The following is a 23,697-nucleotide window of genomic DNA, read 5'->3' as shown; positions in this document are numbered from 1 at the left end:
GGAAGGGGCACGTGCCGCCTCTCCCGCCGCCAGGCCTTTAGAACGTCTGCCGGATACCCACGCGCACCAGTGTCTGCGCATTGTTCGCTGACGAAATGCCGTTGCCCACGTCGCCAACCGAAGCCGTCGCGTTGACAACGTTGCCGAATGCGTCGAGCGTCTTGCCGCTTGCCTTCTGATAACCGACCAGCCCATAGAGGGCAGTGCGCTTGGACAGAAAGTAATACGACGCGAAGTTGAACTGGTTGTACTTTGGAGCGGCCCCGCCGTTGATCGAACTGCCTTGCGTGTAGTCGTAGCCGGCGGCCAGGCGCAACGCGGACGTCGCCTGATACGCGACGGTCAGGCCCGCCGAGTTGAAAGTTTCCTTGGCCGTGAACAGCGAGAAGCTGCCAGGCGTGTACTGCGTATTGCTGTACGACACACCCAGCGTCACGAGGCCGATCTGGTACGTGCTCGCGGCGGCGATGATCTGCTGATTCCTGGCCGACGCAAAGCCTTCGTTGATCGACGACGCGAACGTGCCGTCATACGCGCCCGTCCACGCACCGCCGTTGGCCCCATAGGCGTTGTTCGCCTGCATGTAGGCCGCGCCGATCGCGAACGGACCATTCGTGTACTGGCCGCCCAGGCTCCACGTGCTCTGGTTCTTGACGCTGCCCGCCTGATTGCCGAATCCGTACAGCGCGCCGAACTGGAACCCTGAGAATGACGGGCTCGTGTACTTGATCGAGTTGTTCTCGCGCGCCTGATTGTCGATATTGTCCAGATCGCCTGGGTGCGCGCCCATGCCGGTGAGGAACGACCCGGCGCCGATCGTGCCGACGAAATCGACGATCGGATCGTACTGCCGGCCCAGCGTGAGCTTGCCGAATTTCTCGCTCGACAGACCCATCCATGCTTGGCGGCCGAACTCGCGGCTGCCCTGGCCCAGCTGTCCGGTGCCGATGTTAAAGCCGTTCTCCAACTGGAACACCGCCGCCAGGCCACCGCCCAGGTCTTCCTTGCCCTTCAGACCCCAACGGTCGCCTGACCAGGTGCCGCTCGCAAACCCATAGTTCGACGCGTTGCTATAGACAACCGGTTTGCCCGGCGCGCCTTTGGTCTGGGCGACACGTTGGCCGCTCGTATAGCCCAGGCCGGCGTCTACGATCCCGTACAGAGTCACGCTGCTCTGCGCGTGTGCGGCGAGCGACATGCTGCTCAATGCGAAACATGCCAGTGCGGTCCTTTTCATCATGATAAGTACGCCTATTTATAGAATAAAAAACATCGAATTGATTCAGTTACACGTTCCGTCAGGACTTCATGCGTGTGCGTCTACTGCCTACGATTTGCGCCCGCCCCATGGTTCAGCCAGCGGCAGCTTGCGTCTGCTCCGCGAATACCAGCCAGTTCGCCACGCGGGTGGCGAGCGCATCGACGTCTTCGAACACCTCCGCGCCACTTACCAGCGGTGCGTCGAGCAGGGTAAAGACAGGCTTGTTCCACTGCAGGCCAAGCGCCATTTCGGACAGCGTACCCAGCCCGCCTCCGATCGCGATGAGACAGAGCGAGGCGCGCGCAATCAACGCATTGCGCGTAATACCCATGCCGGTCGGCAGCGCCACGGTAAGAAACGGGTTGGCCTCGTTTGCATCGTCCTCGGGCAACAGCCCGATCACGATGCCGCCTGCGCGCGCCGCACCGAACGCGGCTGCCTCCATCACACCGCCTTTGCCACCGCAGAGAATGGTCATGCCGGCGTCGGCCAATGCATAACCGAGGCTTCTTGCTGCCTGCAACTGTTCCGCCGTGGCCTCCCGCGGGCCGATCAATCCGATCGGCATCGCATGCCGCGTCGGGCCTGTCTGGCGGAGCGCCAGTCTCCGCAGCGCCAGCTTGGCGGCGTTGGACCATTCAGTGTTGTCGTTGCCTTGCAAGGCATTCCCCCAGTGCCAGAACACTCGTACAAACGGCCATCAGCACCAGTGAAAGCGCGGCGGCCTGCGGAAAATCCGTCTGTCCATCGGAAAGTTTCAGATACATCAGTAGCGGCAGGATATTGATCTGCGTCCCGGCGAGCGCGAGTGCGGTACCGTAGGTCCCCAGTGCAATCGATGTGACGAGGCACCAGGCCGAGGCGATCGAAGGCCACAGTTCCCGCAACGCCACGTCGAAGAGCGCCCGCAGCGGCGATGCACCCAGCGTCAGCGCGGCTTCGATGGGACGGCGGTCCAGGTTGGCAATCGCCGGATAAAGCATCAGCGCAACGCGTGGAATCAGGTAGTACGCGTAGGCCGCGACCAGACCCGCGGTCGTATAGATCAGCGCCCCGACCGTGGCCGGGTCGGCGCCCATGCGGGCGAAGACACTCGTCACGAAGCCGGCGCGGCCGAAGGCGAGGATGAACCCGTACGCAATCACCAGACCGGAAAACGCCAACGGCACGCCGAGCAATGCCAGCAACCAGCCGCGCCGCTGCGGCGGCTGTCCGGCCAGCGCCATCGCAAGCGGCAGCCCCACCGCCAGCGACACGGTGCCGGCGGCGAGCGCCAGCGCCAGCGAGTGACCGAGCGCACTGACTACCAGTGGATCGTGGGCCAACCGCACGAAGGCCGCGCCGTTCCCCTCGGCCGCCGATACCAGCAATGCGCCGAGCGGCAACGCAAAGAACAGGGCGAGGAGGAGGCCCGCCGGGACGGCGCCGAAGCGGCGCGCGAGCCCTTCGTTCATCGAGGAGGTACCCATCTGCCGCCCCTTATTTCGCGAGCGCGGCCTGCGCCCACAACTGGTCGACTTCCGCCTTCTTCGCCGCGGCCTTGACCACGTCGAGCGGATGCACCTGCGGCACGTCGGGCATCTTCGCGCGGATGTCCGTCGACAACTGCACGTCAGGCACAGCGGGACGCACGTAGCCTTGCGCGAACAGCGCCTGGCCGACGTCGCTCATGACCAGATTCAGCCAGAGCCGCGCCGCGTTCGGATTCGGGCCGTCCTTCACGAGACTGATCGCGTACGGTGCGGAAACCGTCGCTTCCTTCGGGATCACCACCTCGACGGCGTCGCCCATGCCGTCGGCGTACTTCGCTTTGAGGCCGTCGTTTTCGTAGCCGATCAGGATCGGAATCTCACCCTTGACGAACTTCGCGTACGGGGTGGTGCCTTCGACGCGCATCACGTTGCCCGCCTCACGCAACTTGCCGAAAAAGTCGGCGCCCGGCTTCGGATTGTCGACGCTGCCGCCGAACGCATAGGCCGCCGCGAAGACCGCGACCTGTCCCTGTCCGGTCGAACGCGGGTCCAGATAGACCACCGAGTTCCGGTACTCGGGCTTGAGCAGATCGGCCCAGCCGTGCGGGACATCCTTCACCAGCTTGCGGTTGATCAGAAGGGCGATGTTCAGCGAATGAACCGTGAACCAGCGGCCATCGCGCTCGCGAAACACCGGCGGCAGTTTGTCGAAATTGAGTGGCTTGAACGGCGCCACCACATCCTTGTTGACGGCGTCCAGCGCGGACGCGGCAAAGTAGTACGCGGTGTCGGCCTGCGGACGCCGCCGCGACTTGTCTAGCGCCACCACCGTCGCGGCCGAGCCGATATCGTTGTATGTAATCTCGACTTTCGGATAGCGCTTTCTGAACTCGGCGAACAGCGCCTTCCAGTTGGCCCATTCGGGACCGGTGTCGAACGACACGACGAGCCCCTCGTCCGCCGCCTTCGCGTACAACGCGTCTTCTCCGGGGTAAAGGGGGGCGGCCGGCGCGGCATGAACGCCGGGCGCGGCAGTCAGGAGCGACAACGCACAAACGACGCCGGCGATACGGCGGACTCGCGACAAAAGACTAAGCCCTGCAAGCATTCTGGTTCTCCGTCAAACAAGGTGATTTAGCTAAATTGACTGGCCTGCGCGGGCAGCACGCGCAGATGTTCGGGGGCGATGGCGATGGCGTGTTCGGCAAGACGGCGCCCTTCGCACAGCAGCGGTTTCTGAGTGGAATCCGGAACGAAGTCGTAGCGGCATGTCGCGCCGAAGTAACGCACCTCGGCGCGGCGGCCGCCGAGCCGGTTGACCGCGCTCGCCGGCGGATCGGGCTGCACGTGCTCGGGGCGAATCAGTACCTCGACCTGGTCGCCGGGGCGGAACGCACCGGTATCGGCGGACAGCAGCGCAAAGGAAACGTCGACCGTGCCGTTCGCTATCACGCGTCCCGGCATCACGCTCGAATGACCGACGAAGCGCGCGACCTGGGTCGATACCGGCCGGTCGTAGAGACGCTCCGGTGTATCCACCTGCAACACACGCCCGCCGTCGACCACGGCCACGCGGTCCGCCAGGCTCAACGCCTCGTCCTGATCGTGCGTGACCAGCAGGGTGGTGGCGCCGCATGCGCGTTGCAGCGTGCGAATCTCGTCGCGTAGCTGCTGGCGGATGCCGGCGTCGAGCGCGGCAAGCGGTTCGTCGAGCAGCAGCACCTTCGGTTCGAACGCCAGCGCGCGAGCCAGCGCGACGCGCTGCTGTTGCCCGCCCGACAGCAAGGTCGTCCGCCGCCCGGCGTGTTCGGCAAGACCGACCCGTTCGAGCATCTCGAGCGCGCGCGCCCGGCGTTTCGCGGCATCGATGCCGCGCATCCGCAGCCCGTAGGCCACGTTGTCCACCACGTTCAGATGCGGGAACAGCGCGTATTGCTGGAACACCATGCCGACCTCGCGGCGCCATACCGGAACGCCCGCCACGTCGCGCCCATCGATCGCAATCCGTCCGCGATAGCCGTCCAGCAGGCCCGCGGTCAGCCGCAGGATCGTCGACTTGCCGGAACCGCTGCGGCCCATCACGGCCAGCAGTTCGCCTGGCGTGACCGACAGCGTGACGGCGTCGATACCGTGTTGCGCGCCGGGATAAGTAAAGCTCACGTTTTCGAAATGGAGGCTCATCGTTTCATTTCAGTCGTTGAACAGTGTGGATCGATACCAGGGTCGCGATCACCGCCAGGCACAGCAGCACCACGGTGGCGGCGCACGCCATGCCGGTCGCGCCGTAAAACGCCTGCAGCAGCACCACCGGATAGTTCCGGTAGCGAAAGCCGGCGATCAGGTTGGACACCTGGAATTCGCCGATCGACAGCGCGGCCACCATGACGAGTCCCGAGAACAGGCTCTGCCGGAGGTTGGGCAAGACGACCGTGAAGAACTGCCGCAGCGGCGTGGCGCCGAGCGTCGCGGCACACGCTTCGAGGCGCTCGATATCGAGGTGGCGCAGGTCGGCGAGCAGCGTCTGCGTGAGGTACGGCAAGGTCAGCACCGTATGGGCGGCAATCAGCAACGGCAACGATCCGAGCCACGGCAGCGTGTCGCCGCTGAAGATGGCGATGTAACCGAAACCCAGCGTGAGCGCAGGCACGCCCACCGGCAGCAGCGCGACCAGCCGCGCCGTCATACCGCGCCCGGAGAGCGAGCGATAGTGCAGCGCATACGCGAGCGGCAAGCCGATCACGGCAGCGGCACAGCAACAGGCCAGTGCGACCATCAGGCTCACGCCGAAAGCGCGCCGGAAGCTCGTGTTGGCGGCGAGGTCCGCGAACCAGTGTCCGGTGACGCCGGTCGGCAGCAACGTGTTGGTCCACGTTTCGCCGAACGCGCCGATCAGCAGCAACGCGATCGGCAGCAGCATGTAGATCGCAAAGAGCGCCACCACGGCATGAAGCGCGACGCGCCTGATCGACGTGAAGCGCCTGCTGCTGCGATGAGCAGGAACACGAGGCTGAATAGCCGGCGCGGCGGGGGTTTGCATGCAGGCATTCCTTGGGAAACGGACTGAGTCCCCACGTCATGACTGGACTCAGTGAAAGGTTTCGAATTGCTTGCAAGTGTGCGGATACGACATGGCGTCGTCATGAAAAAAACGTACAAAACACGCATTGCGCTGTGCGCATCCGGAACACTTCAACGCCGAACCGCTGATGAAACACCTTTACCCGAACCTCACCGAATTACTCTCGTTCACCAGCGCTGCCAAACATCTGAACTTTTCCCGCGCGGCGCGCGAACTGGGTCTCACGCCGAGCGCCGTCAGCCGGCAGATCGCCAGCCTGGAGACTTCATTCGGCGTGCAGTTGTTTATTCGCGACGGCCGTCACCTGGTGCTCACCCGGGCAGGCAGCCTCTACCTCGCGCGGGTCGCCAACCCGTTGCGCGACATCGGCAACGCGTCGCTTGAATTAATGAGCGCCGGCGGGCAGAGCGACCTGTTGACGATCGCAAGCGTGCCGACCTTCACGACGAAATGGCTGATTCCCCGGCTACCAGACTTCTTGTCCAGTACGCCTGGGGTCACGATCAGTTTCAGCCGGCACCTGGCGCACGGCGATCCGTTCCCGCTGGATCTGGATGCCGCCATCCGCTACGGCGCCGGCAATTGGGAGGGGGTCCAATGCGATTACATCGACGGCCGCACTTTTCTGCTGGTCTGCGCGCCCGATTTTCTGCAGAGGCACGCGTTGCGCCGGCCGCAGGACGCAGTGAACGTCCCCCGGCTATTGCATGGCCAGGCTGAGCGGGTATGGGGCCAGTGGGCCGAGTTCTACGGCGTGTACGACATGCAAGTGCTTGCGGGCCCGCGTTTCGAGCAATACGCCGTGCTGATCCAGGCGGCTCAGGCTGGCCTCGGGCTTGCGCTCATCCCCGCCTTTCTGGTGCGCGACAACCTCGCCGCCGGCACGCTCGTGGAACCCCTGACGGCCCCGATCGACGTCGACCATGGACACTATCTCTGCTATTTCACGGAACGCATCGAGACACGACCGGGTTTGAAGCGCTTTCGGGAATGGATGTTGTCCCGAGTCTGATGCGAATGACGCCCGAACGCTCTTTTCGCGACTACCAACCGGCCTGCGCCGGGATCGAGTCGACTGAACCCGTCGCGAGCGCAAGCGCCGCCGCTGCCGACAGTGCGCCTCTGTAACTATCCACGTCCGCGTTCTTTGCCGCCAGCAGCTGATTCTGCGCAAGCTTCACTTCGACATTTTCCGCTCTGGCACCTCTGCCGGTCCCAATGTGCATACAGATCTTTGAGTAAGTAACGAGTAAGTCCAACCGTTCTAGAGTCGATACCGCTTCATCTTTCTACTCCAGGAATCGACGTGGGAAAAACCCTTCGCTGTGGGCACGCGCTTCTGCCGGCTATCGCCTCGTTCTGCTGGCCCGCCGGCGCCGAAGGGCTGAGCAGCAAATATGTCGATTACTATTACGGTGTCCGGTCGTCGGAGGCACGCGCCGGGCGCCCGGCGTACACCGGAAAATCGACCTTCGACATGTCGGTGGGAACCCGCGTCGACTACACGTTCACGCGCCACCCGATCGCGATCCGCGATCCTCGATGCCGACGTGTCGCATGCCGGCAGCGGTATGGCCGACAGCCCGCTCGTGGGCAAGCGATTCACTCCACAAGCCGGACTCGGCTACCTTGACGAATTCAATTGAGTACCGCCGCATGTCGCGAGTCGCATTGATCGAAGACCACGAACGCCTCGCCGGGATGATTCGCCACGCCTTGTCTGCGGCGGGAATCGAGACCGATGTGTTCGGCAACATTTCGGAGGCTCGCTATGGCGTGAGCCGGGCCGACTACGCGGTGCTGATCATCGATCGCGGTTTGCCGGACGGCGATGGCCTGGCTTTTCTGCGGACCTTGCGCGCGGCGGGCCAGACGACGCCGTCTCTGATGCTGACTGCTCGCGACGCGCTGCACGACCGCATCGACGGACTGGAAAGCGGCGCGGACGACTACGTGACCAAGCCGTTTGCGATGAGCGAACTGGTCGCGCGGGTGCGTACGTTGATGCGCCGTCCGGCGGCGCTGACCGAACTGGTGGCATCGTTTGCCGACCTCACCGTCGATCCGCAGCAGCGCGCGCTGCGTTGCGGCAGCCAATCGGTGCTGCTTGCGCCTGCCGAGTTGCAGATCGCGCTGTGCCTCGTGAAGGCGGCGGGTGCAACCGTGCGGCATGCGGCGCTCGAGCATGCCGCCTGGGGACTCGGCGAAGCGGTGACGCCTAATGCGCTGGAAGTGACGCTGCACCGTCTGCGCAAGAAGTTGTCCGCGATCGGTGCGACGACACGGCTCGCGAATATCCGCGGCGCGGGTTTCGCGCTGCAGGCTGCCGCGGGCTCTGCTGAACAGCGCTAACCTCAACTGCGACCGGTCCACCATGCTCATCGACCATGCTTAATCACTGGATTCGAAGTTTGTCCGCGCGCCTTTGGGTGACCAGCATTGTCGCGCTGGCGATCTGCCTCACGGTGCTGGCGACGATCACCATCTATGCGTTCAATCATTTCCCGCAGCGCACGCTGGGGCGGCACGAGGAGATGGAAAGCGCCATGGACATCACCGCTGGCCTGCGTTTCGACGACGCCGGCCGGCCGGTCTCCGTGCAGCTTTCGGAGGAGGCCGCGTGGCTCTACGAGGTGCTGCCCACGGAGCGGAAGTACCGGATACTCGATGAACGCGGCAACCTGCTGCTCGCATCGGGCAGCGCCCAAGGCGGCGGAGCATGGATTGCAGGCGATCTTTCAGAAGCGGTCGGCAAGATTCGGCGAGTGGAGATCGGGACGAAGCCATTCGAGGTCCTGACGTTGAAGGTTCAGCATGGCTCCGCGACCTTCTACGCCCAGACTGCAGCTTCGGAGCGGTTTGTCGACGCGCTCGTCGGCGCGAAGGTCAAGCAGATTCCTGCGATCGTCAAGACGACGATTTTCGTCGCCACGATCATTTTCGGCCTGACGCTGACGTTTACCGTGCATCGGGTACTCAGGCCGCTCAGGGAGGCATCGCGCGCCGCCGCGCGTATCACGCCGCGTAACCTCACCACGCGACTTTCGACTGGGGGCGTTCCGAGCGAAATCAAACCGCTGATCAACGCCTTCAACGAAGCTCTCGACCGGCTCGAAAACGGTTTCGCCGTTCAGCAGCAGTTTCTCGCGTCAGCCGCGCATGAACTCCAGACACCACTGACTTTGATCCGAGGCCAGATCGAGTTGCAACCGGAGATCGAAGACAAGGAATTGCTGCTTCGCGAAATCGATCTGATGGCTCGGCAGGTTCGGCAGTTGTTGCACCTCGCGGAAGTCAGCGAGTCGCAGAACTTCAGTTTCGGCGAAGTGAGCATTGTCGACGTCGCACAGGACGTGGTGGCCTATCTCGCCCGCAAGGCCGACAGAAAGGAGGTCAAGCTGCAGTTCGAAACACGGGTTGCGCCGCCGTCGATCTGGGCGGACAGGAGCGCGTTGTTCATTCTGCTAAAGAACATTGTCGAGAATGCGATCAATGCGTCGCCTCTTAAGGGCACGGTATTGCTGGTCGTCGACGGCGTTTCGGTGCAGGTCCAGGACGAAGGGCAGGGGATCAAACAGGAGTATTTGCCATTTCTCTTCAAGCGGTTCTGGCGTGCGCCTGATGCCGGACACGAAGGCGCCGGCCTTGGACTGGCAATCTGCAAGGAGATTGCCACGGCTCACGAATGGCGTTTGACCGTGAGCAGTCTGGTTTCGGGGACGCGGTTCGTGGTCTGGTTTTCGTAGCGCTGTGCAGGCGGAGTATTCCATGCAGATGCCGCGCTGATCGCGTTCCGCCGTCCTACGATGCTCCGGTTTCGGCTTGTGAGCGGCCTTTCCCTGTCAGGCGCGCAGACAAGTCCGTTGCCGAAAAATCCGTCCCTGACAACACTTCCACGATCGCGTCGAACACCAGCCGGATGCGCGGCGGCACGGGCCCCCGTTGCGGCCGGTACACACAGATCGGCCAAGGCTCGGGTGCCAGCGCGTCGAGCACGCTCACCAGTTTGCCGGTGCGCAGATAAGGCTGTGCGAGATAGCCGGCGAGTTGACCGTAGCCGAGACCGGCCAGCACGGCCTGGCATTCGGCTTGAGGATCGTCGGTCACGAAGGCAGACGGCTCCGGTGTGAACTGCTCGCCTTGTGCGAACTGCCATGGCCATTTGCGGCCCGTATTGCGGTCCAGCAGCGCGGTGATCGGCACCTCGCCGAGCTGCTGCACGGTGTCCGGCCGTCCGGCGCGGCGTATTAGCTTCGGCGTCGCTACGACAAAAAAACTGGCCTTGGAGACGGAGCGGACCACGAACCGGCTGTCCCGCATGAAGCCGACTCGAACACCGATATCGATCCGCTCTTCGATCACATCGCTAATCTGATCCGACAAACGCACGTCGAGGGTGATGCCTGGATGCTGCTGCGCGACGCGCGTCAACACGGGCATCAGATGAGTTTCGCCGATCGCCTTGGGCGCGGTAATCCGCACGAGGCCGCGCAAGCCGGCCTCGGCATCCGGGCGGCCCGGTTGCAGCAGGTCGTCGGTCTGCCGGACGAGTTCGCGGGCGCGCGCGGCCAGCGCCTCGCCCGCTTCGGTTGCGCGTACGCGCCGCGTATTGCGGTGAAACAGCACTTCGCCGACCAGCGATTCGAGCTCCTGCACGGCTCGCGTGACCGACTGCGGCGAGGCGCCCAGGCGCGTGGCGGCGTCTTTGAAACTGTTCGCTTCGACAGCGGCGCAATAGAGTCTCAGCAATTCCAGACGGTTCTGCATCGTGCCTCCCGCATGGTCAATGACGCGTTCGATGATTCCAGATTATGGAATTGTCAAATCGTATCATTTCCATTGAGCGGTGCCATCGCGGCTCCCATAATCAGCTCACACCAAGGCACTTCGCCTTTTCAAAGGAGCGGATCATGAGTCACGGTATCGAAGGAAAAGTAGTTGTTATCACGGGTGCAAGCAGCGGTTTGGGTGAAGCGACGGCGCGTCTGTTGTCGTCGAAGGGCGCGGCACTGGTGCTGGGCGCGCGGCGCCTCGACCGGCTCGAAAAGATTGCCGGGGAACTGCGCGCGGAGGGCGGCAAAGTCGAGGTGCTTGCCACCGATGTCACACGCCGCGCCGATGTGGAGGCGCTGGTCGCGCTGGCAGTCGAACGCTTCGGCAAGGTCGACGTGATTGTCAACAACGCCGGGCTGATGGCGATCGCGCCGCTGGCCGAGACCAAGGTCGACGAGTGGGAGCGAATGATCGACATCAACGTCAAGGGCGTGCTGTACGGCATCGCCGCTGCGCTGCCGGTGTTTCAGAAGCAGGGCAGCGGGCACTTCATCAATGTCGCGTCGGTGGGCGGGATCAAAGTGTTCAGCCCTGGCGGCACCGTATACAGCAGCACCAAGTTCGCGGTGCGGGCGATATCCGAAGGATTGCGGCACGAAGTCGGCGGCGCGATTCGCACGACCATCGTGTCGCCGGGCGTCACCGATTCGGAGCTGAAGTTGGGCAGTTCGCACGAAGCCAGCGCGAAGATGCTCGACGAGTTCTATCAGCAGGCTATCCCTGCGGACTCGGTGGCGCGGGCGGTGGCGTATGCGATCGAGCAGCCGGCGAACGTCGATATCAACGAGATCGTGCTGCGCCCGACCGTGCAGGATTTTTGAAGCGGAGCCGCGGTTGCTGAAGGGGCCGTTTCACGGACCCTTCCTCTGCGCTCGCGGATGCTTACTGAGCGCCGAGCTTCTTGATGAGGACGTCGAGTTGCGACACCTCGTCGTCGGTCAGGTCGGTGAGCGGCGCGCGCACCGGACCTGCGCTATGGCCGACCAGCTTTGCGCCGGCCTTCACGATGCTGACCGCGTAGCCCGCACGGCGATTGCGGATCGCCAGATACGGCAGAAAGAATTCGTCGATCAGCTTGCCCACCGTGGCGTGATCGTCCGCGGCAATCGCGCGGTAGAAGTCCATCGCCGTCTGCGGGATGAAGTTGAACACCGCCGACGAGTACACCGGCACGCCCAGCGCCTTGTAAGCCGCGGCGTAGACTTCGGCGGTCGGCAATCCGCCGAGGTACGAGAAGCGGTCGCCCAGGCGCCGTCGAATCGTCACCATCGCTTCGATTTCACCGACGCCGTCCTTGAAGCCGATCAGGTTCGGGCAGCGCTCCGCGAGGCGCTCGAGCATGTCCGCGTTCAGTTTCGAGTTCGCGCGGTTGTAGACAATCACGCCGATGTTCTTCACCGCCTTGCAAACCTGCTCGACGTGCGCGGCAATCCCTTCCTGCGACGCTTCGGTCAGATAGTGCGGCATCAGCAGTACGCCGTTCGCGCCCAGGCGCTCGGCTTCCTGAGCATAGTCGATCGCCACGCGCGTCGGACCGCCCGCGCCGGCGAGAATCGGCACCTTGCCCTTGCAGGTTTCGGTCGCGGTACGAATCACGTTGGCGTAGTCGGTTTTGGTCAGCGAGAAGAATTCGCCTGTGCCGCCCGCGGCGAAGAGCGCCGTCGCACCATAGGGAGCAAGCCATTCGAGGCGCTCGGCGTAGGTGTCGGCGCGGAACTCGCCCTGCGCATCGAAGTCGGTGACGGGGAAGGACAGCAGGCCTTCGGAGATGATGGTTTTGAGTTCTTGAGGGGTCGTCATGGCGTAGGCAGGTCTTTTTTTGGTAAGAAGCAGCGGCCATCAGGACCGCTGCCGAAAGAATGTTTTGACTTAGCGTACGAGAGACGGGCGCTTATTATCGAACTTCCAGTTCGGAATCAGGAACTGCATGGCGATGCCGTCGTCGCGAGCGCCCAGGCCGTGTTGTCGATACAGCGCGTGGGCCTTGTCCAGCTCGTCCAGATCGAGCTCGACGCCAAGGCCGGCCTTTTCCGGCACCTTCACTTTGCCGCCCACGATCTGCAACGGATTGCGGGTCAGGCGCTGACCGTCCTGCCAGATCCAGTGGGTATCGATGGCGGTGATCTTGCCGGGCGCGGCAGCGGCGACCTGGGTGAACATCGCGAGAGAAATATCGAAGTGGTTGTTCGAATGCGAGCCCCACGTCAAACCCCACTCATTGCACATCTGCGCGACCCGCACAGAGCCTTGCATCGTCCAGAAGTGCGGGTCGGCGAGCGGAATGTCCACCGATTGCAGCTGGATGGCGTGGCCCATCTGGCGCCAGTCAGTCGCAATCATGTTGGTGGCCGTCGGCAAGCCGGTTGCGCGACGGAATTCAGCCATCACTTCGCGGCCGGAATAACCGTTCTCGGCGCCGCATGGGTCTTCCGCGTAGGCCAGTACGTGATGTTTGTCGCGGCACAGACGAACTGCTTCGGAAAGCGACCACGCACCATTCGGGTCAAGCGTCACGCGCGCCTTCGGGAATCGTTCGGCAAGTGCCGTCACCGCTTCGATTTCGGCGTCGCCGGGCAGCACGCCGCCTTTGAGCTTGAAGTCGTTGAAGCCATAACGCGCTTGAGCGGCTTCAGCGAGGCGCACCACCGCTTCGGGCGTTAGGGCTTGTTCGGTGCGAAGGCGCTCCCAATCGTCGCGGCCGTCTGCTCCGTTTGCGTACGGCAGATCGGTTTTGTTCCGGTCGCCGATGTAGAACAGGTAGCCGAGCATTTCGACTTCGTCGCGCTGCTGGCCTTCGCCGAGGAGTGCGGCAACCGGTACGCCCAGATGCTGTCCGAGCAAATCGAGCAACGCTGCTTCGAGCGCGGTCACTGCATGGATGGTCGTGCGCAGGTCGAAAGTCTGCAAGCCGCGTCCGCCGGCGTCGCGGTCGGCGAACTGCGTGCGCGCTTGGTTGAGCACGGCCTGAAGGTTGCCGATCGACTGACCCACGACGAGCGGCCGCGCATCGTCGATGGTCTTGAGAATGGTCTCGCCGCCGGGGACTTCACCGACACCGGTGTTGCCGGCGCTGTCCCGCAGAATCACGATGTTGCGCGTGAAGAACGGGCCATGTGCGCCGCTCAGGTTCATCAACATGCTGTCACGACCGGCGACTGGAACGACCCGCAATTCGGTGACCGTCGGCGTGGCGTTCGATTGGGAAGTAGGGGTGGACATAAGAGTTGGACCAGGTAAGTTAGGAATCCGACCGGCAGGTGCCGTCCTGGCGTGCAGCGCCGGGCGCGGATACAAGCGCGGATACAAGCATCGAAAAGAAAGCTGGAAGCGCGTTGCTCATGATGTGCTATTCCTTGCAGTCAGTGGGCTTTGCTATGGATTGCTTGCGCCAGCGCGTCACGCTTCGAGAACCGATTGCGGGTGAGGAAGCCGGCTGCCGCAGCGATGAGCGACGCCACGCCCAGCCCGTACAGGCCGCCGGAAATCGAACCGGTGTGCTGCTGCAGATAGCCGAAAGCGGCCGGCGCGAAGAAGCCTCCGAGGTTGCCGACCGAGTTGATCAATGCAATCACGCCGGCGGCGACGCGTGCGTCCAGATAGCCCTGCGGAATGGGCCAGAACAGTGATGCGGCAGCCTTGAATCCGATCGCGGAGAAGCAGATCGCAACGAACGACAGAACAGGATTGCCGGACGTCGAAGCAAACAGCCCGCAAGCCGCGATGACGAGCGCTGCCGCGAGCCATGCCTGCTGGAAGCGCCACTTCGCCGACAGCACCGCGAAACAGTACATCGCAACCATGGCAATGAGCCACGGTATCGCGTTGAACATGCCGACTTCGAAGTCCGAGAGTCCGCCCATCTTTCTGATAATCGTTGGAAGCCAGAAGGTGGCTGCGTAGATCGTCAGTTGAATCGCGAAATAGAGGAAACAGAACAGAAGGATTTGCGGGTCCTTCAGCAGTTTCGCCGTCGGCAGGCGCGCGGCGCCGAGCGCGTCGCGCTCGGCCTGCTCTGCGGCGATGGTCGTGGCGAGAATCGCCTGTTCGTCGGCCGTCAGCCATGTGGCGTCGCGAATACGCGATTTCAACAACATCCAGCTCACGGCGCACAGGATGACCGAAAAACCGCCTTCGACGAGAAACATCCACTGCCAGCCGTGCAGTCCCAAACCGCGGATCGACAGAAGCGCACCCGTAATCGGACCGGAAAGCACCGATGCCAGCGCCGAGCCGGCGAGGAAAACCGCGACGGCCTTGCCGCGCTCTTTCTGCGGCAACCATTGCGTGAAATAGAAAACCACGCCGGGGAAGAAGCCGGCCTCGGCGACACCCAGCAGGAAGCGCAGCACGTAAAACGACGTGTCGTTCCAGACGAACGCCATGGCTGCGGCCACGAGACCCCACGTGCCCATGATGCGCGTGAGCCAGGCGCGGGCGCCGTACTTCTGCATCAGAACGTTCGATGGCACTTCGAACAGCGCATAGCCGATGAAGAATAAACCGCTCCCGAGTCCATACGCGGCGGCGCCGATGCCCAGATCCGCCTGCATATGCGAATTGACGAAACCAATGTTCACGCGGTCGATGTAGTTCGCGATAAACATGATCAGGAAGAGCGGCAGCACGTGCCGCTTGACCTTGGAAACCGCGGATTCGAGCGGGCCGGTCGCGGTGGCGAGAGCAGAGGTCAAGGTTGTCTCCAGTGTCGGCCGCTTCGACGGCCTGATCGAATGCAGCGCGCCGCATCCGGCAGTAGCGAAACATACCTCGCCAATGCGCGCGAGATACGTTGTCTGACGACAGTCTACTTTTTTGGTCTGCACTTTCCAATAAGGTGTTTACCCTGCCATCGTACGCCTTGTATGGCACTGGTAAGGTGGGGTGTGCCGTTCCGGTGCTGAATTTCACACAGGTAAACTAAGACGTCTGATGACTAGGATTTTACCTGTCGTCGATTTGGACTGCGCTATGATGACCCTGTCGAGACGTCAGACGACGTTACGCGCACACGCAACGTGTGCTTTTCCAGTTGATGAGTCCACAAGCGACAAAATGAGCAGCCTAACTGAGAAGGTGGTGGCCACCCTTTCCGACGAAATCCGCCGCGGCACCCTGAGGCCGGGAGACCGGATTCCGACCGAGGTCGAGATGATGAAGCAGCTCTCGGTGAGCCGCTCCGTTGTTCGCGAGGCGATTTCGCGCCTGCAGGCGGCGAAAGTGGTCGAGACACGTCACGGCATCGGCACATTTGTATTGGCGCCGGCCGCGGAAGAGTCCATGCAGCTGCCTGCCGCCGACCTTTCCAACATGCTCGATGTGATGGCGATCATCGAGTTTCGTATCGATGTCGAGGCCGCATCCGCCGCTCTGGCGGCGGCGAGGCGCACCGAGCAGAATCTCAAGCAGATTCGCAGCGCGCTAGAGCGTTTCGAGTCCGAACTGGAGCGACGGAGTACCGATGTGCTGGCGCACGACATCGAGTTTCATCTGCAGATCGCGCGAGCCAGCGGGAATCGCTACTTCTTCGACGTTCTCAGTCAGCTCGGCCGCGCGGTGAGCCCGCGCACGCGGCTCGGCTCCGCCGAGATCGCGGAGCTCGACCATATCGAGCACCTGCGCAACGTGCTGAGCGAGCATCAGATGATTTACCGGGCAATCGAACGCCAGGACCCGGACGACGCGCGTGCCGCCATGCGGATGCACCTGAGCAACAGTCGCGAACGGCTTCGGCGCGCACATGAGTTGAGCAAAGCGGGCGGGTAGAGGGCGGGGATCCAACAGCACGCTGTCCGAGACGGAAAAGCCGTTGCTTCGGCAATGTTTATACGCTGTTGACACGCCTGAAATTGAAGCATATGATGACGTTGTATCAACACTGTATAAACAGTTGGTTGATCATAGGGCACTAAACTACAACGAAGGGAACGGGCTCGCGCACGGTTTTTTAGGGGAGCGAGTTCGAAAGGACAAAGATGATGACTATTCAAACCCTTAAGCGCTGGGGGAATAGTCTTGCGGTTCGAATTCCGGCGAGTGTCGCAGCTGAGGCGGCATTTACGGAAGGACAGGAGGTAGACGTTCAGGTGCAGGACGGACAGGTGTTGGTGCGTCCGCACACGGCGATCCGGCGTTTTTCTCGCGAACGGTATTTGCAGCAGCTCCGCGAGCGAACGTTGGAACCGCATGAGAGCGTCGACTTTGGCGAACCGCAAGGCTCGGAAATCGGTGGACCCGATGACCCGGCGCGATTCGACAAATGGTAAACAACAATGCAGAACGGAGTACCGGAAGCAGGCGACATCATTCGGCTCTACATCGGACCGAGCAAAGGTAACGAACAAGACGGGTATCGAGCGGTTTTAGTGCTTACTCCCGTCGATATTAACGAACTGACCGGACGCTTTACGGGGCTGCCCATCACTTCCACAGTGAGAGGGTGGGAGACGGAGATTCCACTCTCTAGTCTTGCTCGGCCCGGTGTGGCGCTCGTGGACCAGATCACGACTCTTTCCTTCAAGGCTAGAGAGTTTCAATCGAGGGACGAACGAGCGACGGATGAGGAGATGGAAGCCGCCAGATACGCGGTAAAAATGTTCCTCGATTTGTAAAGGAAAGGGCGCCCAAAAGGCGCCCTTTTTGTTGGGTTAGCCGTTCCAAGGCCGCAACCTTGGGGCGTCACATAAGGCATTGCCCCGGCACCTGCGGACTACGACGATCCCTTGCTGCGCTCCGTCGACAGCCAGCCTTCACTCACGCCAATCTGCGCCACCTGTTTCGCGACTGCATCGGCCAGCCGCCTGGCGTCCGCCGACACGCCGGCTCGCTTCGTTTCGGATACGGCATGCAAGCCGCCGCCTACCGCTGCCGACGTGGCGATACTTCCTGCGGCTGCGCCGACCCCGGCTGTTTCCGCCATGCCCGGTGCCTTGCCGCTGTCGGCGGTGGCATCGAAACGCTGCACCAGCCGCGGCGCGCCGCCCGCCGGTTTATACAGAATCTGCACCGAGCTGCTGACCTGGCTCTTTCCCGCGCCCAAGCCGATCAGGATGCGGCGCCGGCGATTGCCCGAGTCGATCGTGTCGAAGCTGCCTTGCACCAGCAAGACGTTCTGATCGGCGGGCGCCGGGATATCCGAACGAATCGCGCGCAGCCCCATCGACTGCAACTGATGCACGATCTCGTTGGCCACCTGCTCGCGCACGTCGATTGCATCGGCGGATTGTTTCTCCGTGGCGGACGTGCCGTCGATATGCGACTTCAACTTCTGCAGCATGCCGCCGTCCAGTTTGACCTGATCCGGATTGCTGTCGAAGGTGTAGACATAAATGTTGTCCGGCCGCACTTGCGGCTCGCCGCCGTACTGGCTTGCGTTGGTGATACTGCCGGCGCAACCGGTCAGCAGCGCGCTGCCGCACACCAACGCGACGCATGCAAAACGAGCGGCTTTCTTTCTGAGGAAACTAACTGAAGTCAACATGTTCGCCCTGTCGTCGGCACGCTGGTGCCGTGATGTTCAAACGTATCGTCCGATGATTGGGCAACCGTAGGATCGTTCATCATCGGCGATCTCATTCGCACGTGAAACGCTCTGGATCTCATGCGCTTGTTCAGGCGCACCGGCGGCGAAACGAAGTATGGGCGAGTGACTTCCCAAACTCCATTCATCAATTGTGTCGCGCTATGTCATGGCGAAACGGCGGCAACGGGCGCGTCGATTCTCGCGCGTTCTACTCGACGCGGAGGGTAGGGAATTGGACTTAACAGCCGACGACGGGTGGCAGAAAATCGACTTCGACAGCGGGTGGCTGGAAGTCGTCGGATGCCGCCTGCGCAATACCTGGCATGAACGTCATCTCACGACGAGTTGCATGCCGCAGCAAAGGACGAAGACGAGAAGGGCAGCGGCGACTGCCATGTTCAGTGGGTAGCGCATGATTCACCCGACGCTAGCGTTGCAGAGCTTTTATCCTAATCAACTGATGGAAGATGAAAAGCGAGCAGTGGGCGGCTATGTGCGAAAGCTAACGTAACGCGCCGCCTTAAACCGCTGTTTTTGTGCGGGAGCGCTTCCAACTGCACCGGCGTTGCGCCGGGTTGCAATGCCTGTTGGTGACTGCATTGCAACCCGCAAGTGCGCATCTTACGCGCCGCGCCGGAGGGCGTGACGGTGACTTGTTACTGCGGCACGGCAGGCGGTTGCATGCCCGCCGGCGTGCCGCGTGGCAGCTTGTTCGCCGCGGCCAGATCCTCCGTGAGACTGGTGCGCAGCGTCGCGATCGCCTGGTCCGGGTTGGCCGGCTTCAACTGCTCACGAGCGAGCGAGTCGTACACGTAATGGCGCAGCATCGGATCCTGTGTCTTGTTCAACACCTCGTGATATACCGCGACGATGTCGCCTTCGCGTCCGGTCATCGCATACAGACGGCGCAGCTGTTCCAGATCGTTGACCACCGCGAAGCCCGGACCCATCGGCCCGTGCGGCGGCAGCGCGTCGCCGCGCGCATGGTCCGCCGCGGGCGGCGGTGGCGCTTCCTGCGCAAGCGCGGCGCCCGCGGCAACGGTCAATACAGCGGCCAACGCCGCGCTCACCAATCTTTTATTCATGATGTCGCTCCCATTGAGACAACACCGGCGCTACAGTGCGCCGGCGCATCAGCAACGATAGTCGACATGACGTTTCGCGGGGTTACTGACGCCGCGTTGTAACTTACCAAGCCTTGCAGGCAGCCCGGCCGAACCGATCAAACGAGCTGGTATGGCGGCCGACGCCAGGGTGTGCCCGCTGGCGCAATAACGCCGGATAGCGCATGATTGCAACGATGTGCCGTCCGACCCCACAAGCAGCAGGCGTTCGCGGGACGCGCGGCACACGCGAGGCCACCGGTCATATGTTGAGAGAAGTGCAGCGCGGCGATGCCCGGTCGGCGAGTATCCAATACGTTAAGGAGAATTTCGCATGGACCGACCTGACGCCGCCAATCCGTTTGGCGATTTCACCAAAATGCTGGAACAGTTCAAGCTCCCTGGCTTCGACGTGCCCGCCATCATGGAAGCGCGACGCAAGGACGTGGAAGCGCTGGTTCAAGCCAATCAAACCGCTTTTCAAGGCATGCAGTCGCTCGCGCAGAAACAGGCGGACATGCTGCGCGCCACGCTGGGCGAATTGCAATCGCTGACGGGGCAGTTGTCGACCGGCGGCGCGGCGCCTTCAGCGAAAACCGCCGAGCTGATCCAGCAAAGTTTGCATAAGTCGCTTGCCGATATGCAGCAGCTCGCGCAGGCCGCGTATCAAACGCAAGCCGAGTCGTATGCGGTGATCGCAAAACGTGTGGAAGAAAACGTGCAGGAGCTTAAATCGCTTTTGCAGCAACAGAAGAAGTAAGGGCGCGTCGCATGGCTCGATTCGAGCACGACGTGGTCTGACGAAGTATCGATGCCGCGGGTCGACCATCGGGTCACCCGCGGTATTTTTTTGCCTGAGTAACGCAGGTTCAAACAGGCGGGTCCGAACAGGCCTTTTCTATTCATACAAAAGCTGTTCGATCCGACTGTTATCGTCAGATGAAAACGGTAATTTAAGGCCAATTTCTCAGCGCCTGCTTACATATGTATCGACATGCGCGGCGCTTCGATATTTTTCTGCATCCGCCCGGGGTTTTCGCACACCTGTTCGCTTTAAACGGCATGTAGCGCGAATATATGCGCCGAAGCGCCGCCCCTTGTGAATTCTGTCCCCCAAAGTCAAACACGCTCGAACGGCGCCAAGGCCGCGGAAGGTTTGAATCGCGTCGCAAACGATTGCAATGTCATACCGCGATGCCTAAAGTTTCGCGTCGCCACTCCGTAGACGTATTCACGCAACCCCACTGGTGTGAATGCAGAACCGGCGCCACCGGTCGGGGAGTGCGCCCCTAGTTCGTCGTTTGTGGTCGGTTTTGCGCCGGCCACGAGCGTTCTACCTCGAAGGAATTCTCGTGAAACCGATGCTCTCTACAGGCATTGCTCGCGCAATGCTCGGGGCAAGCTGCGTGCTGTCGTTTGCCGCACATGCCACGCTCGGCCAGAACGTCAGCACTGTCGACAGCGATCAAACGCACATGCGTGCAGTCGCTCATACGGCCACCGCGCAAAGCGCGTATTCAGTGCACCTGATGACGATGCCGTCCGGCACGCTGGTGCGCGAGTACGTTGCAGCCAACGGTATCGTCTTCGGTGTCGCGTGGGAAGGTCCGACGCTGCCGGATCTGAAGTCCATGCTGGGCGCCGCATTCGACCAATACGTCGCCGCCACCGCGACGCGCCGGGGAACGCCGCTCGCGGTCTCCAACAGCGATCTGGTGGTCTACTCCGGCGGCCATCTGCGCGCGTTCTCCGGCCATGCCTATCTGCCGCAAGCGGTGCCCGCGGGCGTCGATGTCGGCGTCATTCAATAACGGAGCGAGTCATGCGTCATACGTCTTCGTTCATCACCTTGTTGTGCGCGGCGCTGCTCGCGCTTCTGGTCAGTGCTTGCGGCGGCGGCTCCAGCGGCGCGACCACGTCGAGCAACTCCGCGACGCCGTCCGGTTCCTCCACCTCGGCCAGCACGTCGGCTGGCCCGACCGTCACCAATACATCGCCCGCGCCACAAGTGGTGGCGGCCAATGCGGTGCGCGTCAGTGTCGATTCCGGCGTGAGCGGCGTGCCGAACATGCCGTTCGTCAGCGTGACGATTTGCGCGCCCGGCACCAGCCAGTGCCAAACCATCGATCACGTGCTGGTGGATACCGGTTCGTGGGGCTTGCGCGTGTTCGCGGCGCAATTGCCCGCATCGATGACATTGCCGCAGCAGAAGGACGGCTCGGGCAAACTGGTCGCCGAATGCATGCAGTTCTTCGACGGCTACACGTGGGGCCCGGTGAAGCTTGCCGACGTGCAGATCGCCGGCGAAAAAGCGGCCTCGTTGCCGATCCAGGTGATCGACCCGAGCTACGCTTCGGTGCCGGGCGACTGCTCGGGCGTCGGCTCGCCGCGCAATACGCCGGCTGCCTTGCAGGCCAACGGCGTGCTCGGCATCGGCGTGTTCAAGCACGACTGCGGCGCGAGCTGCGTGCTGCAGGCGGTGCCCGCCACTTACTACGGCTGCAACGGCTCGGCTTGCACCGGGATTCCGCTGGTCGAAGCGTTGCAGGTGGCCAATCCGATTCCGTACTTCACCACCGACAACAACGGTTCGATCCTGAGCCTGCCGACGGTGTCGGGCGGCGCGCAGGCGGTTACCGGGCAACTGGTGTTCGGCATCGGCACGCAGGCCAACAATTCACTGGGCAATGCGCAGGTGATCGGCGTGAGTCCGTCCACCGGCACCTTCACGACGGTGCAGAACGGCACGACGTATTCGCGCAGTATTCTGGACAGCGGCTCGACCGGTCTGTTCTTCCAGACCAGCGCGTTGCCGGTGTGCGCGAGTCCGAATAGCGCGTACTACTGCCCGGGCTCGACCCAGCAGTTGAGTGCGATGATCCAGGGCGTGAACGGCATCACGAGCGCGGTCACGTTCAGTGTCGGCAACGCCACGTCGATCTCGCAGACGTACGCCGGGGATGCGGCGCTGCCGTTGCTGGCGGGCCCGGCCTTCGTGACGTCGACGATCTTCGACTGGGGGTTGCCGTTCTTCTACGGCCGTAGTGTGTACGCCGCCGTCGAGCAGCAGACGACGCCGGGCGGCACCGGTCCTTACGTCGCGTATTGAGCGCTATCGGCGCCGCGCGGCGCGCTTGTGCGGCGCCGTCTTTGCGATGGGCCCGGACTGCAACGGCGGTTCTGACGGCGCCACCGCCTGAGCCACCGCCTGAGCCGCTGGCGCTTGCGCGGGCTCCTGCGATATCGCGGTCTGCGCAACCGGTTGAGCGGGCTGTAGTGGCGCGATCGCCCGCGCGGTCCGCCTGAGCTTTTTCACTGTGCCGGCGTCGGCGGCCGCCGGCGCTACCGCTTCGCGCGTCTGCGACTTATCGCCTGCCGCCGCAATCACCCGATGCACGAAGCGCAGCTTGTCCACCACCGGCGAGGCCAGCGTGAACGGATAGCCATCAGGCATCCCGAGGCTGCGGTTCAAACTGTTCAGCGCGTAGGTGAGCGGAAACCAGCGCTTGATCAGATTTTCGAAGCTGGCGTCTTCGACCGGCGTGCGGTCGGTCAGCGTCGGCTCGCTCGGGTCGTCGGGCAACAGCGCGACGCCGTACGAGGTCGCCGTATCCAGTACGTCGACGATCAACAGGTAGTGCGCCCACGTCTCGGCCCAATCTTCCCAAGGGTGCATCGTGGCATATGCGCTGATGAAGGACGCCTGCCAGTCGACCGGCGCGCGGTCGCGATAGTAGGCCGTCAGCGCCTTGCCGTAGTCGGCGCGTTCGTTGCCGAACAGCTTGCGAAACGGTTTGAGCCAGCGCGGGTTGTGCTCTACCAGTTGGCTGAAGTAGTAGTGGCCCGTCTCATGGCGGAAGTGGCCGAGCAGGGTGCGATACGGCTCGCCCATCGCGGTGCGGACTTTTTCGCGGTAGGCGTCGTCGGCTTCGGCGATGTTCAGCGTAATCAGGCCGTTGTCGTGGCCGGTCATCACCCGTTCGCCGTCGTCGCCGTCTTCGAGGAATTCGAAGGCGAGGCCACGCTCCGGGTCGTCCTGACGCGATTGAACCTCGAGGCCGAGCGCGGCCAGCGTGTACAGCAGGCGCCGTTTCGCCACTTCCAGCCGGTACCAGTAGAGCCGGTTGTCCGGCGCGCCCAGATTCGGAATGGTGCGGGTCAACTGGCAGGCGCGGCACAGCGTGTCGGGCGACTCGGCGGGGATCATCCAGTTGCAGACGTTTTCGACGGCATAGTTGTGACACTGCCGGAACAGCGCGCCCTCGTCACGCGGATGCAGGCTGCGCCAGCGCGCTTCGCCGGCCTCTTCGAAGGCACTGATTTCGGCTAGTTCCGGCACATAGCCGAGCAACGCTTCGCACCGTTCGCAGCGAACGTTTTCATAGAACACAAGGTGCGAGCAGCGACTGCAGTGGAAGGTTTTCATCGAT

Annotated in this window: 24 protein-coding genes and 1 pseudogene; 11 read left to right on the top strand and 14 right to left on the bottom strand. The window is 62.7% G+C overall.

The window, feature by feature from the left end:
* Positions 1 to 37: 37 nt before the first annotated feature.
* The 6 genes from AC3WOG_RS31410 to AC3WOG_RS31385 form a co-directional block, all read right to left on the bottom strand.
* Complete coding sequence (locus tag AC3WOG_RS31410) at positions 38 to 1,237, bottom strand: porin (RefSeq protein WP_492582510.1); 1,200 nt, start codon at positions 1,235 to 1,237, stop codon at positions 38 to 40.
* Between the two features lie 115 nt (positions 1,238 to 1,352).
* Entirely contained in the window at positions 1,353 to 1,829 is a 477-nt protein-coding gene (locus AC3WOG_RS31405) for a TIGR00725 family protein (protein WP_492582509.1), read from the bottom strand.
* A gap of 70 nt (positions 1,830 to 1,899) precedes the next feature.
* The gene (locus AC3WOG_RS31400; RefSeq protein WP_492581673.1) at positions 1,900 to 2,730 is read right to left on the bottom strand and encodes an ABC transporter permease; all 831 of its coding nucleotides are present in this window, start codon (positions 2,728 to 2,730) and stop codon (positions 1,900 to 1,902) included.
* Between the two features lie 10 nt (positions 2,731 to 2,740).
* On the bottom strand, positions 2,741 to 3,841 hold the full coding sequence (locus AC3WOG_RS31395) for an extracellular solute-binding protein (RefSeq protein ID WP_492581672.1): 1,101 nt from the start codon (positions 3,839 to 3,841) through the stop codon (positions 2,741 to 2,743).
* A gap of 26 nt (positions 3,842 to 3,867) precedes the next feature.
* Entirely contained in the window at positions 3,868 to 4,914 is a 1,047-nt protein-coding gene (locus AC3WOG_RS31390) for an ABC transporter ATP-binding protein (protein WP_492581671.1), read from the bottom strand.
* A 4-nt stretch (positions 4,915 to 4,918) separates the two neighbouring features.
* On the bottom strand, positions 4,919 to 5,770 hold the full coding sequence (locus tag AC3WOG_RS31385; protein ID WP_492581670.1) for an ABC transporter permease: 852 nt from the start codon (positions 5,768 to 5,770) through the stop codon (positions 4,919 to 4,921).
* Positions 5,771 to 5,939: 169 nt separating this feature from the next.
* On the opposite strand from AC3WOG_RS31385, the gene AC3WOG_RS31380 reads away from it, so the two are divergent.
* Complete coding sequence (locus tag AC3WOG_RS31380) at positions 5,940 to 6,824, top strand: LysR substrate-binding domain-containing protein (RefSeq protein ID WP_492581669.1); 885 nt, start codon at positions 5,940 to 5,942, stop codon at positions 6,822 to 6,824.
* A 31-nt stretch (positions 6,825 to 6,855) separates the two neighbouring features.
* Here the strand turns inward: AC3WOG_RS31380 and AC3WOG_RS31375 are convergent, their stop codons facing one another.
* Positions 6,856 to 6,993, bottom strand: a complete 138-nt coding sequence (locus AC3WOG_RS31375) for a hypothetical protein (protein WP_492582567.1) — start codon at positions 6,991 to 6,993, stop codon at positions 6,856 to 6,858.
* A 125-nt stretch (positions 6,994 to 7,118) separates the two neighbouring features.
* On the opposite strand from AC3WOG_RS31375, the gene AC3WOG_RS31370 reads away from it, so the two are divergent.
* From AC3WOG_RS31370 to AC3WOG_RS31360, 3 genes are read left to right on the top strand one after another with little or no spacing between them, the layout of a single operon-like run.
* Positions 7,119 to 7,445, top strand: a complete 327-nt coding sequence (locus AC3WOG_RS31370; RefSeq protein ID WP_492581668.1) for a MipA/OmpV family protein — start codon at positions 7,119 to 7,121, stop codon at positions 7,443 to 7,445.
* A gap of 23 nt (positions 7,446 to 7,468) precedes the next feature.
* Entirely contained in the window at positions 7,469 to 8,164 is a 696-nt protein-coding gene (locus tag AC3WOG_RS31365) for a response regulator transcription factor (protein ID WP_492581667.1), read from the top strand.
* 59 nt (positions 8,165 to 8,223) lie between these two features.
* A complete protein-coding gene (locus AC3WOG_RS31360) occupies positions 8,224 to 9,558 on the top strand; it encodes a sensor histidine kinase (RefSeq protein WP_492581666.1) in 1,335 nt (444 codons plus the stop codon).
* Between the two features lie 55 nt (positions 9,559 to 9,613).
* Here AC3WOG_RS31360 and AC3WOG_RS31355 read toward each other — a convergent pair whose 3' ends face one another.
* Complete coding sequence (locus AC3WOG_RS31355; RefSeq protein ID WP_492581665.1) at positions 9,614 to 10,579, bottom strand: LysR family transcriptional regulator; 966 nt, start codon at positions 10,577 to 10,579, stop codon at positions 9,614 to 9,616.
* A gap of 143 nt (positions 10,580 to 10,722) precedes the next feature.
* On the opposite strand from AC3WOG_RS31355, the gene AC3WOG_RS31350 reads away from it, so the two are divergent.
* Positions 10,723 to 11,466: an SDR family oxidoreductase gene (locus AC3WOG_RS31350; protein WP_492581664.1), complete on the top strand. Its 744-nt coding sequence runs from the start codon at positions 10,723 to 10,725 to the stop codon at positions 11,464 to 11,466.
* Between the two features lie 61 nt (positions 11,467 to 11,527).
* Here AC3WOG_RS31350 and kdgD read toward each other — a convergent pair whose 3' ends face one another.
* The 3 genes from kdgD to AC3WOG_RS31335 form a co-directional block, all read right to left on the bottom strand.
* Positions 11,528 to 12,445 (bottom strand): 5-dehydro-4-deoxyglucarate dehydratase, encoded by a 918-nt coding sequence (kdgD, locus tag AC3WOG_RS31345; protein ID WP_492581663.1) that lies wholly within the window; start codon positions 12,443 to 12,445, stop codon positions 11,528 to 11,530.
* 69 nt (positions 12,446 to 12,514) lie between these two features.
* A complete protein-coding gene (gene gudD, locus AC3WOG_RS31340) occupies positions 12,515 to 13,864 on the bottom strand; it encodes a glucarate dehydratase (RefSeq protein ID WP_492581662.1) in 1,350 nt (449 codons plus the stop codon).
* A 140-nt stretch (positions 13,865 to 14,004) separates the two neighbouring features.
* The gene (locus AC3WOG_RS31335; protein ID WP_492581661.1) at positions 14,005 to 15,336 is read right to left on the bottom strand and encodes an MFS transporter; all 1,332 of its coding nucleotides are present in this window, start codon (positions 15,334 to 15,336) and stop codon (positions 14,005 to 14,007) included.
* A 361-nt stretch (positions 15,337 to 15,697) separates the two neighbouring features.
* Here AC3WOG_RS31335 and AC3WOG_RS31330 point away from each other — a divergent pair, with 361 nt between their 5' ends.
* From AC3WOG_RS31330 to AC3WOG_RS31320, 3 genes are all read left to right on the top strand, one after another.
* Complete coding sequence (locus AC3WOG_RS31330; protein ID WP_492582508.1) at positions 15,698 to 16,408, top strand: FadR/GntR family transcriptional regulator; 711 nt, start codon at positions 15,698 to 15,700, stop codon at positions 16,406 to 16,408.
* A 209-nt stretch (positions 16,409 to 16,617) separates the two neighbouring features.
* Positions 16,618 to 16,908, top strand: a complete 291-nt coding sequence (locus tag AC3WOG_RS31325; protein ID WP_410836581.1) for an AbrB/MazE/SpoVT family DNA-binding domain-containing protein — start codon at positions 16,618 to 16,620, stop codon at positions 16,906 to 16,908.
* A 6-nt stretch (positions 16,909 to 16,914) separates the two neighbouring features.
* Positions 16,915 to 17,253 carry a type II toxin-antitoxin system PemK/MazF family toxin gene (locus tag AC3WOG_RS31320; protein ID WP_492581660.1) on the top strand — a complete coding sequence of 113 codons (339 nt, stop codon included), beginning with the start codon at positions 16,915 to 16,917 and terminating at the stop codon, positions 17,251 to 17,253.
* A gap of 98 nt (positions 17,254 to 17,351) precedes the next feature.
* Here the strand turns inward: AC3WOG_RS31320 and AC3WOG_RS31315 are convergent, their stop codons facing one another.
* Positions 17,352 to 18,122 (bottom strand): DUF4410 domain-containing protein, encoded by a 771-nt coding sequence (locus tag AC3WOG_RS31315; protein ID WP_492581659.1) that lies wholly within the window; start codon positions 18,120 to 18,122, stop codon positions 17,352 to 17,354.
* 698 nt (positions 18,123 to 18,820) lie between these two features.
* Positions 18,821 to 19,249: a hypothetical protein gene (locus tag AC3WOG_RS31310; RefSeq protein WP_492581658.1), complete on the bottom strand. Its 429-nt coding sequence runs from the start codon at positions 19,247 to 19,249 to the stop codon at positions 18,821 to 18,823.
* A gap of 352 nt (positions 19,250 to 19,601) precedes the next feature.
* On the opposite strand from AC3WOG_RS31310, the gene AC3WOG_RS31305 reads away from it, so the two are divergent.
* The 3 genes from AC3WOG_RS31305 (at position 19,602) to AC3WOG_RS31295 (ending at position 22,376) form a co-directional block, all read left to right on the top strand.
* Entirely contained in the window at positions 19,602 to 20,027 is a 426-nt protein-coding gene (locus AC3WOG_RS31305) for a phasin family protein (protein ID WP_492581657.1), read from the top strand.
* 601 nt (positions 20,028 to 20,628) lie between these two features.
* Positions 20,629 to 21,078, top strand: a complete 450-nt coding sequence (locus AC3WOG_RS31300; protein ID WP_492582507.1) for a DUF2844 domain-containing protein — start codon at positions 20,629 to 20,631, stop codon at positions 21,076 to 21,078.
* An 11-nt stretch (positions 21,079 to 21,089) separates the two neighbouring features.
* Positions 21,090 to 22,376, top strand: a complete 1,287-nt coding sequence (locus tag AC3WOG_RS31295; protein ID WP_492581656.1) for a DUF3443 domain-containing protein — start codon at positions 21,090 to 21,092, stop codon at positions 22,374 to 22,376.
* Positions 22,377 to 22,628: 252 nt separating this feature from the next.
* On the opposite strand, the pseudogene AC3WOG_RS31290 reads toward AC3WOG_RS31295, so the two are convergent.
* Positions 22,629 to 23,693 (bottom strand): annotated as a pseudogene (locus tag AC3WOG_RS31290) (zinc-binding metallopeptidase family protein); the annotation flags it as partial.
* Positions 23,694 to 23,697 lie beyond the last annotated feature (4 nt).

The sequence above is a fragment of the Paraburkholderia sp. FW306-02-B genome, assembly GCF_058782725.1.
This window is presented reverse-complemented; position numbering and strand designations above follow the sequence as displayed.